Origin of the sequence: Glutamicibacter sp. B1 (assembly GCF_039602135.1) — a bacterium.
GTDB classification, from domain to species: domain Bacteria; phylum Actinomycetota; class Actinomycetes; order Actinomycetales; family Micrococcaceae; genus Glutamicibacter; species Glutamicibacter ectropisis.
Map to the genome: position 1 here is coordinate 324032 of NZ_CP125942.1, position 15108 is coordinate 339139.

At 55.3% G+C, this 15108-nt stretch carries 10 protein-coding genes and 2 riboswitches; of the genes, 6 read left to right on the forward strand and 4 right to left on the reverse strand.

All coding sequences use genetic code 11. From position 1 onward, the window contains the following. Nucleotides 1-70: 70 nt before the first annotated feature. From QMQ05_RS01545 to QMQ05_RS01555, 3 genes are all read left to right on the forward strand, one after another. Nucleotides 71-748, forward strand: a complete 678-nt coding sequence (locus tag QMQ05_RS01545) for a GntR family transcriptional regulator (protein ID WP_345472426.1) — start codon at nt 71-73, stop codon at nt 746-748. A 258-nt stretch (nt 749-1006) separates the two neighbouring features. Continuing rightward, a complete protein-coding gene (dapA, locus tag QMQ05_RS01550) occupies nt 1007-1912 on the forward strand; it encodes a 4-hydroxy-tetrahydrodipicolinate synthase (protein WP_345472428.1) in 906 nt (301 codons plus the stop codon). Nucleotides 1913-1921: 9 nt separating this feature from the next. Continuing rightward, nucleotides 1922-3412 carry an aminobutyraldehyde dehydrogenase gene (locus QMQ05_RS01555; RefSeq protein ID WP_345472430.1) on the forward strand — a complete coding sequence of 497 codons (1491 nt, stop codon included), beginning with the start codon at nt 1922-1924 and terminating at the stop codon, nt 3410-3412. A 79-nt stretch (nt 3413-3491) separates the two neighbouring features. On the opposite strand, the gene katG is transcribed toward QMQ05_RS01555, so the two are convergent. Together katG and QMQ05_RS01565 are read right to left on the reverse strand one after the other, a co-directional pair. Continuing rightward, on the reverse strand, nt 3492-5672 hold the full coding sequence (katG, locus tag QMQ05_RS01560; RefSeq protein WP_345472432.1) for a catalase/peroxidase HPI: 2181 nt from the start codon (nt 5670-5672) through the stop codon (nt 3492-3494). 92 nt (nt 5673-5764) lie between these two features. Further along, on the reverse strand, nt 5765-6199 hold the full coding sequence (locus QMQ05_RS01565) for a Fur family transcriptional regulator (protein WP_345472434.1): 435 nt from the start codon (nt 6197-6199) through the stop codon (nt 5765-5767). Between the two features lie 663 nt (nt 6200-6862). On the opposite strand from QMQ05_RS01565, the gene QMQ05_RS01570 reads away from it, so the two are divergent. After that, nucleotides 6863-8719: a BCCT family transporter gene (locus QMQ05_RS01570; RefSeq protein WP_345472436.1), complete on the forward strand. Its 1857-nt coding sequence runs from the start codon at nt 6863-6865 to the stop codon at nt 8717-8719. 73 nt (nt 8720-8792) lie between these two features. Here QMQ05_RS01570 and acs read toward each other — a convergent pair whose 3' ends face one another. Further along, complete coding sequence (gene acs, locus QMQ05_RS01575; RefSeq protein ID WP_345472437.1) at nt 8793-10754, reverse strand: acetate--CoA ligase; 1962 nt, start codon at nt 10752-10754, stop codon at nt 8793-8795. A 147-nt stretch (nt 10755-10901) separates the two neighbouring features. Continuing rightward, nucleotides 10902-11004, reverse strand: a riboswitch (SAM riboswitch). Between the two features lie 267 nt (nt 11005-11271). Beyond that, nucleotides 11272-11363, forward strand: a riboswitch (SAM riboswitch). Between the two features lie 16 nt (nt 11364-11379). Here acs and QMQ05_RS01580 point away from each other — a divergent pair. Both QMQ05_RS01580 and QMQ05_RS01585 read left to right on the forward strand, forming a co-directional pair. Then, complete coding sequence (locus QMQ05_RS01580; RefSeq protein WP_345472438.1) at nt 11380-12711, forward strand: acyl-CoA dehydrogenase family protein; 1332 nt, start codon at nt 11380-11382, stop codon at nt 12709-12711. Between the two features lie 59 nt (nt 12712-12770). Continuing rightward, a complete protein-coding gene (locus QMQ05_RS01585) occupies nt 12771-14171 on the forward strand; it encodes an LLM class flavin-dependent oxidoreductase (RefSeq protein WP_345472440.1) in 1401 nt (466 codons plus the stop codon). A 188-nt stretch (nt 14172-14359) separates the two neighbouring features. Here the strand turns inward: QMQ05_RS01585 and QMQ05_RS01590 are convergent, their stop codons facing one another. Beyond that, nucleotides 14360-15025, reverse strand: a complete 666-nt coding sequence (locus tag QMQ05_RS01590) for a heme oxygenase (biliverdin-producing) (protein ID WP_345472442.1) — start codon at nt 15023-15025, stop codon at nt 14360-14362. Between the last annotated feature and the right edge of the window lie 83 nt (nt 15026-15108).

Genomic DNA, 15108 nt, shown 5'->3' on the forward strand with positions numbered 1-15108 from the left:
CCGAACGACGTGTTGCATTAAAGGACTCAAAAATTGAATTCGTGATCACATCCATCGATAGAATGTCGACATGACGTTGAACAAGCTCGAACCAGGTGCCCTGGTCGCAGATCAGGTTTTCGATGCGATCCATCAGGGGATCACCAATGGTGATCTTGTTGCCGGACAACGACTTCGAATTCGAGACTTGGCTGACCAGCTTGGCACAAGCGTCATGCCGGTACGAGATGCGATCCGTCGTCTGGAGGAAAGCGGTCTAGTTGAGACTATTCCCTATCGTGGGGCAGTAGTTCGTACCTTTACCGCTCGCGAATTGCTCAACGTCTATGCGGTTCGTCGAGTTTTGGAAGTAGAAGCAGCAAAACTCGGTGTCGTAAACCTTGGCAAGCCTGAGCAAGCAGTTTTAAAGGATCAGTATGATTCTATGAAAGCTGCTTTGGCAGATGGTGATCTGGCAGCATGCCTAGCTTTTGACGAAAAATTCTTGAGCACCATCTATTTGGCATCAGGGAACTCGGTTTTGTACGAGTCCATTGAACGTTTGTGGATTCAGTGTCGGGCTTACAAGCTGATCGGCGCACGACGTGCCGTGGCTGAAGGCAAATCTCGTCTACTTTGGGAATTTCAGTCCAAACTTCTCAAGGCGGTGAAGGCGCAGGACGTCAATTTGATGGCTGAGCTCACTGATCAATCTATTCTTGCGGCTATGGAGCGGATTCGCCAGGCGCTTCCCTCGGCCACGCAGTAATAGGAATTTTCTGACACCACACGAGCCGCCATGGCTTGAATTTATGGGATATTTTTTAACCTCTTGTGTGATTTGTGATCACATATTACTCTTGAATGAGATCCACGTTACACGAAACATCTTTAGTTGACGCATGTTCCGTTCACCCGTCATAGTCAATGGCAACATGACGAAATCAATCTATTCAACCGCCGATCGCTCTGAAAAATCTGATACGTATCTGGCGCAAATTCATTCAAAACTGAAGGAGTATCCAACATGTCTGTAAATCTTCATGGAATCCTCACCGCGCTCATCGCACCATTTGCACATGATGGAAGCCTTGACGAAACCGCTCTAAAAAACCTCGTAGAACGAAGCATCGCCGGAGGCGTGAATGGCCTGGTGACCTGCGGATCTACCGGAGAGTTCAGTGCAATGACGCACGAAGAACGCAAACGAGTTGTTGAAGTAGTTGTGGAAGCCGCCGCGGGCCGAGTCCCCGTTGTCGCTCAGACCGGTGCCACCACAGCACGTGAAGCAATTGAACTCACTCGGCATGCAGAACAAGTAGGTGCCGATGTCGTCATGATCGTGACCCCGTACTACGAGCCAATCTCGATTGAAGAAACCGTTGACTATCTCAAAACCGTCAGCGCTTCAGTATCGTTACCGGTCATGCTTTACAACATTCCACCAGCCACCGGCATCAACCTTGACCCTGCCTTGGTGGAACGACTCGTTACTGAAATTCCAAACGTCCGATACATCAAGGACTCCAGTGGAAATATGGAACAGGCACTGCAGATGATCCATCACTTGGGTGACAAGATCGAGACCTACATTGGCTGGGACGTCTTGACCCTTGCAGGGCTGCTTGAAGGTGCAGCCGGAATTGTCGCTGGCGCTGCCAATGTAGTGCCGCGCGAACTTGCTGACGTTTATGCCGCGGTGCAAGACAACGACCTGGTCAAGGCCCGTGCCTTGTGGAACAAGGTCTATCCAGTCATCGACGGCCTGCTCACCGAACCATTCATCCCAGCCATCAAGGCTGCGCTGAAGATTCAGGGAGAAGACTTCGGTCAACCACGCCTACCAATCCATCCTGCCAGCGAAGAAACGACCGAACGTATTAAGGGCTTGCTAGGACAGCTGGCCGAAGCTGCAGCATCGGCGAAGAACTAAGGACCGGACATGGAAACCACAAGCACAGTGGAAGTTCGTCGCAATGGGCAAGAACGTCCAACTCCAGCACTGCCTCCAGCAGCACTCTTTATCAACGGCGAGTTCACCGCAGGAGAGAGTACCGAGACTTTCACGGTCATCAACCCAAGCACCGAAGAGAACATTCTTGACGTTCCCCGAGCGAGTACCCAAGATGTCGACCGCGCCGTTGCAGTAGCTCACGAAGCCTTCGGCACGTGGGGACGCACCCTTCCGGCTGAGCGTGCAACAGTACTGCTCAATATTGCACAGCGCATGGAGGATGAGCGGGAGTTATTAGTTGAGCTGGAATCGCTTAATACCGGCAAGCCTCAAGCAGTAGCCGAGGATGACGTTGATTCGGCCATTGACTCCTTCCGCTTTATGGCTGGGGCATTGCGTGCGGGCACCACCTTGGCGGCCGGAGAATACGCAAAAGACCATACCTCCGTGATCGTCCGCGAACCTTTGGGAGTCATCGGAGCGGTGACCCCATGGAACTACCCGCTGCTCATGGGCGTCTGGAAGATTGCGCCAATCCTCGCAGCAGGCAATACCTTGGTGATCAAACCCTCGGAAACTACACCACTGACCACGCTTAAGTTCGCAGAACTGACAGCCGACCTCCTACCGGCCGGTGTCTTTAACGTTCTGACCGGACGTGGAGCGGTCATCGGAGACCGACTTGCCTCGCATCCGCAAGTTGCGATGATCGCCTTGACGGGTTCGGTGGGGAGTGGTCAATCGGTTGCTGCTTCCGCCGCGGATTCGGTGAAACGGGTCCATCTGGAATTGGGTGGCAAAGCACCCGCTGTGGTCTTTGAAGATGCTGATATTGAGGCGACGGTAGCAGGGCTACGCAACGGTGGATTCTGGAACGCTGGTCAAGAATGTGGAGCGGCTTGTCGTGTACTGGTGCATGAGTCAATTGCCGAAGAATTCACTTCAAAACTAGCTGAGGCGGTATCGAGTTTGGTGGTGGGTGAGCCAGAGACAGGAGAAGACGTGGAAATCGGTCCGATGATTTCCCAAGCGCATTACTCCCGTGTATTGGACCATCTGAAACTTGCTGAGCAAGAAGGCAATGAATTTGTGACCGGGGGACAGGCGATACCGACCAAGGGGTACTTCATCGAGCCCACGGTCATCAAGGCATCGCAGGGAGCATCATGCACCCAGCAGGAGATTTTTGGCCCAGTCATTTCGGTAGAGACCTTTAGTGGCGAGGAAGAAGTCATCACTCGTGCCAATGAAGTTCCCTTCGGCCTCGCCGCTTCGGTGTGGACCAAGGATGCCCAGCGTAGCCACTATGTGGCTTCGCGCTTGGACGCCGGAACCGTATGGGTCAACGCCCATCTGGTGTTGGCTACCGAAATGCCATGGGGCGGTTTTAAGGGATCGGGCTACGGACGTGACCTTTCGGCCTACGCCTTGGATGACTACTCGAGAACCAAGCACGTCATGCACAATATGTCCCGATAAATAGGGCAAGAACGACCGTGGCCGCTACCTTCCAAATCATTTGGAAGGTAGCGGCCACGGTTTTTGTGCCTAGGGCTACTTACTTACGCAGCTCGAAGCGGTCTGCATCCATGAGCTTGGCCCAAGCTGCAGCGAAGTCCTTGACGAACTTCTCCTTGGCGTCGTCCGAAGCGTAAACTTCGGCCAGTGCGCGTAGCTCGGAGTTGGAGCCGAAGACCAGGTCTACGCGGCTACCGACCCAGCGGCCGTCAGTGGTTGCGTAGGTCTTCTCTTCTGCATCTGGGGTCCATTCCAGGCCCAGTTCCAGCAGGTTAGCGAAGAAGTCGTTGGTCAGGGCACCTGGGGTGTCGGTGAAGACACCGGTGTTCGAACCATCCCAGTTGTTGCCCAGTACGCGCAGGCCACCAACCAGTACGGTGGTTTCCGGTGCGGTCAGGCCCAACAGATTAGCGCGGTCCAGCAACAGGTACTCGGAAGGCAGGTTCAAGAAGCCCGAATCGTAGTTGCGGAAACCGTCAGCAACTGGTTCCAACCATGCGAACTGTTCCACGTCCGTTTGCTCCTGGGTAGCGTCAACACGACCCGGGGTGAACGGTACCTCGACCTGCTGGCCGGCTGCCGAAGCTGCCAGCTCAACACCTACGTTGCCGGCAAGAACCACAACGTCAGCGAAGGAAGTCTTGATGGCGGAAGTAGCGTTGAAGGTGTCAACGATTTCTTCCAGCTTCGCGATTACTGGCTTGAGCTGCTCTGGCTGGTTCACGGTCCAGGAAACCTGTGGTTCCAGGCGGATACGACCGCCGTTGGCACCGCCACGCTTGTCCGAAGAACGGAAGCTAGCTGCGGCCTTCCATGCGGTGGAGACCAGCTGCTGAACGCTCAGACCGGATTCCTTGATCAGTTCCTTCAGTGCCGAGATCTCTGCAGCGCCCAGGGTGGTTTCTGGTGCAGCTGGCAGTGGATCCTGCCATGGCAGGTCTTCAGCTGGAACCTCTGGGCCGAAGTAACGGGACTTTGGACCCATGTCGCGGTGGGTCAGCTTGAACCATGCACGAGCGAAGGCATCTGCGAACTTGTCCTGGTTGTCCTTGAACTCGCGAGAGATCTTCTCGTAGGCAGGATCAAAGCGCAGGGCCAAGTCGCTGGTGAGCATACGTGGTTCGCGGCGCACCGATGGGTTGTGTGCCATTGGAACCATGTCGGCTCCGCCGTTGTCCTTTGGACGCCACTGCTGTGCACCGGCTGCCGAGTGGAACAGTTCCCACTCGTAGGCGAAGAGGATGTGGAAGAACTCGTTGTCCCAACGGGTTGGGTGGTAGGTCCAGGTAACTTCCAGACCGGAACCGATGGTGTCATCGCCGTGGCCGGTGCCGAAGTCGGACTTCCAGCCCAGACCCTGCATTTCTAGTGGAGCGGACTCTGGGTCGCCACTCTTGTGCGATTCGGCGCTGGCACCGTGGGTCTTGCCGAAGGTGTGGCCACCGGCAATGAGGGCGACGGTCTCTTCGTCGTCCATGCCCATACGGCGGAAGGTTTCACGGATATCTACTGCCGAAGCCAGTGGGTCAGCAACGCCGTCTGGACCTTCTGGGTTGACGTAGATCAGGCCCATCTGGACTGCTGCCAGCGGAGCTTCGAGGTTACGAGCGCCGGTGTAGCGTTCGCTTTCCAGCCATACCTTTTCTGGGCCCCAGTACACGTCGTCGTCGGCTTCCCAAACGTCCTTACGACCGCCAGCGAAACCGAAGGTCTTGAAGCCCATGTCTTCAAGAGCCACGTTGCCAGCCAGGATAATAAGGTCAGCCCAGGAGATGGACTGGCCGTACTTCTTCTTTACTGGCCATAGCAAACGGCGAGCCTTATCCAGGTTCACGTTATCTGGCCATGAGTTCAATGGAGCGAAGCGCTGCTGACCAGCACCGCCACCGCCACGGCCGTCGTGCGAACGGTAGGTACCGGCGGAGTGCCATGCCATACGAATAAGGAAAGGACCGTAGTGACCGAAGTCAGCTGGCCACCAGTCGTAGGACTTGGTCATTAGCTCGGCAAGGTCAGCCTTGACCGCTGCCAAATCCAGGGCTTCGAAAGCCTCGATGTAATCGAAGTCGGCATCCAGAGGGTTGGTAGCCTCCTGATTCTTCGACAGGATCTTCAGGTTCAGCTTATTTGGCCACCACTCGGTGTTGGCGTTGCCCTGGGTCGGGTGAACGCGACCGGTGTTACCTACAACCGGGCACTGACCTGCTGTTGTCTCAGACATGTGCTCTTCCTTCCGGATTTCTTGGGGTTTAGGGTTTGATGCTCATCGCTTGGGCGGTTCCCGAGCGACAACCAAGTCTTAGGGCCGCGCGGTCAGCCGTCGAGGTCTTTTGCCTGGCATTCGGGGCAGACGCCCCAGTAGATCACTTCAGCTTCATCAATCTTGAAACCGTGGTCATCTGACGCATGTAGACAAGGAGACTCACCGACAGAACAATCAACATCCGCTAAGTTCCCGCATTGCCGGCACACCACATGGTGGTGGTTGTCCCCGATGCGAGTTTCATAGCGTGCAATATGTCCCTGCGGCTGGATCTGACGGATGACTCCCAAACTCGTGAAAAGTTTGAGGGAGTCATAGACCGCTTGGTGTGACACCTTGGGATATTCACGATGGACCGCCGAAATGATCGTTTCGGTGTCTGCGTGAGGGTGCCGGGCAACGGCAGCGAGCACCGCAACGCGTGGTTGCGTGACTCGCATTGAAGCTGCCTTGAGCACCTGCTCAATCCCGTCCGTAGATGTCATACCTTCAGCATGCCTGCTTATTTTGAATGAGTCAAGATAAGACGAGATGTCTTTCAGGTTACATCGCGAAAATCCTCGGCAAGCGCCCCAAGGCCCTCATCAGAGGGTATATATTCCCCTTTCGGTATACTTTGAATTACCCCTACAGGACCGTCTTCAGTCGAGGCTGCAGACCAACAACAACGGTCAGCCGTGGGATTTAAGCGGAGAATCCGTCGCCGAAATTACTGATAGAAAATCGTTGAATTCATGGCACGGTGGGCATGGATTTTCATCAACGCGAGCAAGTTCACATAGCTGTGAATCACCTATGGAAACTATGCGCTACACCGGGGTCGGGGGAGCGAAAACCGCGAAAACTGGGGACTCTGGTTTGACCAATGATGGTGGGTCGACCATCCTTAATAAGGACTATTTAGGATTTATTGTGACAATCCGAGAAGAAATAGCGTCGGGTCACTGGTGAAATTACCGGTGAGAATACACGGGGTCAGCTGTTTCATTCAGCGCCCGCTGACGCTAGATTTGGATTCAGTGAATCGAAACCGATAAGCAATTCGCAATCAAGCACACTGCAGAGCAATCGTTCACTAGTTGAACCGTTGCTCGTTGGGCTCCGAAGGAATTTCACCTTTGAAACCTCGCCGGTGAAGGAAGAAAGCAATGAAGCAGACGGATCAATCATTTGAAGACCTTGTCGGCGAGCTGCATTCAGCTCGACAACGACGCCCTAAGAAATATTCGGTTTCAGGAACTGACTATTGGGTATTTGGTATCGCTGGCGCCTTAGCGCTGGCTTTTATTGTTTGGGGTTTCGTTACCCCAGAAGGCTTAGGTAAAGCCGCAGATGTAGCCCTGGACTGGGTCATCACCAACACCGGTTGGCTGTTTATTATTGCAGCCTCGGTATTCGCAATCTTTGTCATCGTGGTCGCAGTGAAGAACTTTGGCCGTATCCCGCTGGGTAAGGATGACGAAAAACCACAATTTACTACCGTCTCGTGGATCTCCATGATGTTTGCGACCGGTATGGGCATCGGCTTGGTGTTCTACGGCGTAGGAGAACCACTGTTCTTCTACATGTCACCTCCACCAGGGACCGTCGAAGGATCTAGCGCCGCGGCCATGAGCACCGCCATGGGTACGACGCTCTTCCACTGGACCTTATTCCCATGGGCGATGTACGCCATCGTCGGCTTGGGTATGGCTTACGGCAGTTTCCGTCTTGGACGCCCACAGCTCTTCTCTGCCATGTTCTCCTCAATCTTTGGAGAGCGCGTAGTACATGGCTGGGGCGGTCGCACGATCAACATCTTGGCAATCATCGCGACCCTTTTCGGGTCAGCATGTTCGCTGGGCCTTGGCGCGCTGCAGATTGGTGGCGGTATCCAGTCCGCCGGCATTCTTGAGAAGGTCGGCTCCGGCATATTGGTAGTCATCATCGCGATTCTGACTGCATTGTTTGTAGCCTCTGCCGTCTCCGGCATTGAGCGTGGCATTCAGTGGCTGTCGAACATCAACATGGTGTTGGCAGTAATCCTGGCGCTCATCGTCTTTATTGGCGGACCGACGCTATTCATCCTCAACGTCATCCCGAACGCTGTGGGTTCATTCATTGGTGACCTGCCTCAGATGGCTTCGCGCACCGCGGCCTCCGGCGATGAAACCATGTCCAGCTGGCTGTCCTCATGGACCGTCTTCTACTGGGCTTGGTGGATCTCATGGAGCCCATTCGTTGGCCTGTTCATCGCACGTATCTCGCGTGGACGCACCATTCGCCAGTTTGTTACCGGCGTACTGTTGGTGCCATCGGCCGTGACCTTGCTGTGGTTCTCGATCTTCGGTGGCGGAGCCATCGGCTTGCAGGAACGTGCTGAGCGTGCCGGGAACACCGGAGATGCTTTGGCCAAGATGGTCGACGGGGCACCAGACATTAACTTTGACCTGATCCTCTTCGACCTGCTCGATAAGCTCCCGCTGAACGGCTGGATAGCGACCGTGCTGATGGTGATCACCGTTCTGTTGATTGCCATCTTCTTCGTCACGGGAGCCGACTCGGCTTCGATCGTGATGGGCGCGCTCAGTGAGCGTGGCGCCGAAGACCCGACCAAGAAGTCAGTGATCTTCTGGGGTGTCGCCACTGGTGCCGTTGCTGCCGTTATGCTGCTTGCCGGTGGAGATCATCCAGACGAGGCGCTCAACGGTTTGAAGAACATAACGATTGTTTCGGCCTTGCCATTCGTGATCGTGATGTTGTTGCTGTGCGTCGCGCTGTGGAAGGACCTGAGCCGGGATCCATTGATCTTGCGTGGAAAGGTTGCCCGCACCGTACTGGAGCAATCGGTGACCCAGGGCGTGGACCGGCACGAAGGTAGCCAGTTCGGCCTGATGACCACCGAGATTCCAATTGTTGCTCCGGCTGAGACTTCAGCAGAGGATGCTACCAAGTCAGCGCAGGTGTTTGTCACCGAAGCTGATGGGAAAGACTCTAAGGACTCCACCGAGTCAAAAGATTCCTAGCAAAAAATAGTGGAAGCCACGTCCCGCGGGACGTGGCTTCCACTATTTAAGCTGCCATTCTCTTGGCTAAGAGCTAGCTACGTGCTCGGCAGATCGCATTGATCTCTGGAATGCACGGTTCATTTTGCAAGCTCGTGGTATCGCCGAGTGTGGTGCCCTCAAATAGTTGGGTGAGCAGTCGGCGCATAATCTTGCCCGAACGTGTTTTAGGAACGTCCGGAACCAGAACCACATCGCGTGGCTTGGCAATGGGGCCAATCTGATTAGCTACGGTAGAGCGCAATTCGGCAATGAACTGTGCCTGACGGGCAGCCAGGTGCTCATCTGGGTATTCAGCAATCAATGACTTGTCCAAAGGAACCACAAAAGCGGTAGCGGCGTGGCCAGTCTTGGCATCTGGGGTGGGGCACACGCCAGCCTCAACGACACCCGCGTTAGTGACCAGAGCAGATTCAATTTCAATGGTGGACAGGCGGTGCCCAGAAATGTTGATCACGTCATCGGTGCGACCCAAAATGAAAATGTCTCCATCATCATCAAAGCGCGCCCCGTCACCGGCAAGGAACCATCCCTGTCCGACATACTGTTCCCAATAACTGGTGTAGTAGCGTTCTGGATTACCCCAAACGGTTCGTGCCATCGAAGGTCCCGTCTGGGTGATGACAATATTTCCCTGAGTGTTCGGTGCAACGCGCTGGCCTTGAGCATCAACGATGTCCACCGAAACTCCAGGCAGGGCGCGGGCAGCGCAACCAGGCTTGAAGTACTCGTCGGTGGGCAGTGGCGAAAGGATCGTGGCTCCCGACTCGGACTGCCACCAGGTATCTACCATGGGAAGACCTTCGGTGGTATCGCGACCTAACTGTTCACGGAACCACTTCCAAGCCTCCGGGTTCACTGCTTCGCCCACGGTGCCGCCAATATTGATGGAGGACAGGTCGTAGGAAGCTGGAATGCCCTGCGGGAACCAGCCCATCAACGAACGCACTAGCGTTGGCGCGGTGTAGTAGCTGGTGACCTTGTAGCGTTCGATGACTTCGAAGTGACGGCCAGGATGTGGGGCATTTGGTACGCCTTCGTAGATGACCTGAGTAACGCCGTTCGACAGCGGACCGTAGATCTCATAGGTGTGGGCGGTGACCCAGGCTAGGTCTGCGGTGCACCAGTGAACGTCTTGGTCTCGCTTTGAAACATCAGGGTTGGCGAAAAGCATGTTGTAGCTGGCGGCTGCCTGAGTCAGATAACCGCCGGTGGTGTGTACCAGGCCCTTAGGCTGTCCGGTCGTCCCTGAGGTGTACATGATAAATAGCGGGGTTTCCGAGTCAAAGGACTGTGCAGCGTGCTCGGTGGGCTGGGTGTCGACCACATCGTGCCACCAAACATCTCGGCCTTCGGTCCATGGGATCTCATCGCCTGTGCGGCGAATGACCAGGACCTTTTCAATTTCATTTTCGCCCGAGACCGCCTGATCGGCGTTGTCTTTGACCGGCACGGAAGTGCCACGACGGAACTGGCCGTCCGTGGTTACCAAGACTTTGGCTTTGGTGTCTTCCACGCGGAACTTCAGCGCCTCAGCAGAGAACCCGCCGAAAACCAATGAGTGGATCGCGCCAATGCGGGCGCAAGCCAAGGTGATGACGACGGTTTCGATAAGTACTGGCAGATAGATGACCACGCGGTCGCCCTTGACCACACCCAAGGATTCCAAGGCATTGGCAGCTTGGCTGACGCGTTCTTGCAAGTTCTTGTAGGTGACGGCTACACGGTCGCCGGGTTCGCCCTCGAAGTACAGCGCAACCTTGTCACCGCGACCGGCCGCAACATGGCGGTCGGCACAGTTCACCGCGGCATTGAGTTTGCCACCGAGGTACCAAGAAATCTGCGGGCCACGCTTGGCTACTGGGTCAGCGGGGAGAATTTGGCTGGTGGTGTGCCATTCGGTGTCCCAATCTAGAAGGTGCGCCGCTTCATCCCAGAATGCTTGGCGTGCTTCCTCTGACACCAGTGTGGCGGTCGATGCTGATTCGATGGTCATGAAAGATAATTCCTTGGAGTGTTAATGGGTGACAAGTTGAGAAGCTGCGGGAGAGGCGAAATCAGGTTCCCCGCTCGATAGCCAGCGCAATTGAAGCGTTGGCCGGGTCTTGTCCCTGAGGCTGTGCATAGTTCAGTGCCATGATCATCTCCATCGGTTCTGGCGGTAGCACCGGCCTATGGAACATGTGATTCATAGGTGGTTGCTGCGACGTCTAGGAGCCAGATCTCTCGGTCGCTCGGGATGGTTACCCGTCCATTACATGATTTCGAACGAATTGAATGCAAATCTTGCGTAACATGAAAAATATTCGATAACTACGTCACACGCACGAGATATTTCGTTATTTATTTCATTGAATGCCGGTTTGATCGATGATTGATGATTTTCATGAGTTCATCTTCGGTGGAATGCGAAGTTGCCTGTGCAAACCGCCTGTCAAACCGGCGCATCGTCACGACGAAATGTGACTTCGTGGCTTGGAAGCACCGCTTTGTTACGGCTACAAATGAATGAGAACCCATCCAGAGCGGCCGAGAGATCTGGCTCGATGACGCCGCAGCAACCACCCGATTTGCGGGACGGTGCTACCGCCAGGACCGATGGAAAGAATTGAGGATTTCTAATGTCATTTGGCGAGTCGCCAAACACCACAAGCTTGGACTTCAACCAGCTCAGTGATCCTTCGCAGGCTAGCGCCATGGGACTAGATGACTTCCAAGAGCAGCTGCCTACCCGGCAACTACTCAAGGTCACCCCAGGCCCTAGCGCAGACGAACAATATGATCGCTTGGCTGAAGTCTTCCGCCCGGTTTTCGCGCAGATTGCAGCCACCGCCAAGGAACGTGACCGGAACCGCGTACTGCCTTTTGAGCAGGTAGGCCTGCTCAATCGAGAACGCTTTGGGGCGCTACGTATCCCAGTCGCCGAAGGTGGGTACGGCGCACGACTGGTTGACGTCTTCCGTCTACTCATCGAACTTTCCGAAGCTGATTCGCATGTGGGCCAGCTATGGCGCGCGCATATCGCATTTGTTGAAAATGTTCTGGTTCTTGAAGATCAGGAACTACGTAGCAAGTGGGTTTCCCGCATTGCCGCGGGACAAATTGTCGGCAACGCGTACACCGAACGTGGCGGCAATGCGCTTGGTACCTTGAACACCAAAGCCAGCCAGGTTGATGGCCGTTGGCTGGTGACTGGTGAAAAGTACTACTGCACCGGCACTATCTTTGCCGACTGGACCACGGTGGCTGTGGCTCACCCGGAGCTTGCCGGGCGCCAGATTGCGGTGGTCTCCACCCAACATAGTGGCGTAAAAATCTTGGATGACTGGGATGGTTTCGGCCAGGGTCTCACCGGTACGGGAACCACGGAATTCCATCAGGTGCCGGTAGACACCTTCATGCCACAGCAGAAGAATGACCCTGAGGCAGCGATTTTCCAGCTGGTACTCATGGCCGTGCAGGCTGGCATAGCGCGGGCAGCACTGAATGACCTGCGTATTTCGGTGCAGAATCGTACGCGCATCTTCACCACCGGCACGGGAGTGCCGGTACACCGCGAACCACAAGTACTGCAATTAGTCGGTGAGGTCTCCGCAGAGTCCTTCGCCGCTGACTCGGTGGTGATCGGTGCTGTCCTTGAGGTTGAAGCCGCCCTCATCGACCCAGGGCTAAATGATGAGGAACGCTACGCGGTCTGTGAACTAGCAGCTAACCGGGCACAAACCATTGTCCAGCCACTGGTCATCGGAGCCACGAGCAAACTCTTTGATGGGCTTGGAGCATCGTCCACCAGCGTGATCTGTAACTTGGATCGACACTGGCGCAATGCCCGCACCATCGCCACCCACAATCCGGCCATTTATAAGGCACGCATCGTGGGTGACTACGAGATCAATGCAGTGCAACCGCAACGTCTCTCGGTCACCGGAGAAGACAGTAACCATCGGGCCTAAGGCGCATCCACGCCGCCCAACAAACTTCACTACTACTCAACTATGGCAAGGGGAAACTAATGAGCCAGAAGCGCGAAATTCTCTTCAATGCATTCGATATGAACTGTGTCGTGCACCAGTCGCCAGGCCTGTGGCGTCACCCAGAGGACAAGGCCTCGACCTACAACACCATTGGTTACTGGACCCACCTGGCCAAGGTACTAGAAAAGGGCAAGTTCGACGGCCTGTTCATTGCCGACGTGCTAGGCACCTACGATGTTTTCAACGGGACCAACGAGTCCCCACTGCGCTCCGGTGCACAGGCTCCGGTCAATGACCCGATGATGCTGGTTTCGGCCATGGCAGCAGTGACCGAGAACCTCGGCTTTGGTGTTACTGCAGGCACCGCCTACGAGCACCCATACGCTTTCGCCCGTCGCTTGGCTACTCTGGATCACCTGACCAATGGTCGCGTGGGCTGGAATGTCGTTACCGGTTACCTGCCTTCGGCTGCTCGCAACATGGGTCAGGAAGACCAGATGGAACACGACGAGCGTTACAACCACGCCGACGAGTACCTCGAAGTCATCTACAAGCTGCTTGAAGGCTCGTGGGAAGACGACGCTGTTCAGGCCGACAAGGAAACCGGGATCTACACCGACCCGGCCAAGGTGCACAACATTGAGCACGAAGGCAAGTACTTCAAGGTTCCAGGCATCGCTATCACCGAGCCTTCCACCCAGCGCACCCCAGTGATCTACCAGGCTGGTGCTTCCTCGCGCGGTATCAAGTTCGCTTCGGAAAATGCTGAAGCAGTCTTCGTGACGAGCCCAACCCGCGAAATCCTCAAGGCCACTGTCACCAAGATCCGTGATGCAGCCGAAGCGGCTGGCCGCGATCGCTATGACGTGAAGATCTTTGCGATGCAGACCATCATCACCGACGAGACTTCTGAAAAGGCTCAGGCTAAGTACGAAGACTACAAGTCCTACGCGGATATTGAGGGTGCTCAGGTACTGATCTCCGGTTGGATGGGTGTGGACCTGTCAGAGTTGGATCCTGACGAGCCACTGGGTTCCAACGTGAAGTCCAACGCTATCCAGTCTTCGGTGGAAACCTTCCAGAAGGCCAGCGGCGATGATGGCAAGCCATGGACCATCCGCCAGTTGGCAGAGTGGGTTGGCGTCGGCGGCTTCGGTCCGATCACCGTTGGTTCCGGTGCCGAGGTAGCGGAGAAGCTCATTGACTGGGTGGACTACACCGACGTGGATGGCTTCAACCTGGCCTACGCCATCACCCCTGGCACCTTCGAAGACGTTGTTGAGTACGTGGTTCCTGAGCTGCAGGCTCGTGGCGCATACAAGACCGAGTACGCCGAAGGATCACTGCGCAACAAGCTCTTCAACGCAGGTGACCGGGTCAAGGACACCCACCGTGCCGCCAAGTACAAGATTGCTAACCGCGTAGCTGCTCAGGGCTAACCTCCTGAGAAGCCGAGCGAGCTGCCCATAGACAGCCCGCAAATGCCCCAGTTCAAAATTCTGAACTGGGGCATTTTTGTGCCTTTGACGGCTGTTCTCAGGAGCATCGCATAGAAGCGAGCCAATGAATAGCCCCGGTGGCAGCACAGGGTTTGTGCGTATGGTGAAGGGCATGCGCATCTAGAACCTTAGGTCAGCGCAAGATGTGCTTCTGAAACCTGCAACAACTCTTGGAACAGCTGTTTGTTCCACTGGAATCCACGTTGAGCTTCATCCAGCACGGCTACGGCGCGAGTTTCGTCCTCACCGAAGATATCTAATTGCAGCCGATAGCGGTCTTTGTAGAGCTTCGGCTTCTCGATTTGCTCAAAATTCCACATGTTCAGCGCTTCAGGGGCAATGCCGTAGTGGCGGGCTACGAGCTTACCTATGGGAAGACCGCCGGATAGATCGCCGAGGTAACGCAGATAATGGTGGGCAACGAGCCTGGCAGGTTCGATAGCGGCCGCATGGATGGCTTCTACATACTCGGTCGTGGCAGGTAGAGCGGGTGGTAACTGCTCGAAGCCATGAGCAGGTAGGAGCACCGCTAGATCCCCATCGATATTTGCCGAGCGCTCCAGTGCAAGGTCAAAGATGGGAGATAGCTCAGCTTGGTGAGCCAGCCGTCGCACCTCCTGCTCCAAAGCTGCATAAATATAGTGATACTGCGAGATCAGTAGCGTGTAGTCACGTGCGCTACGCTCGCCAGCCATCAACGTCGTGATGAACTTACTGGACTCTGCCGACTGGTGGTCATCTTGGGTGACCTGGCGTAGCCGAGTTGAAAATTGTGGTTGATCGATAACTGTCATGTTCCCCATGGTCCTTAGATACGAGTCGATTTCAAGGATTTTGTTAAGGGTACCCTAATATTCTGCATCTCACGACCGGTCGG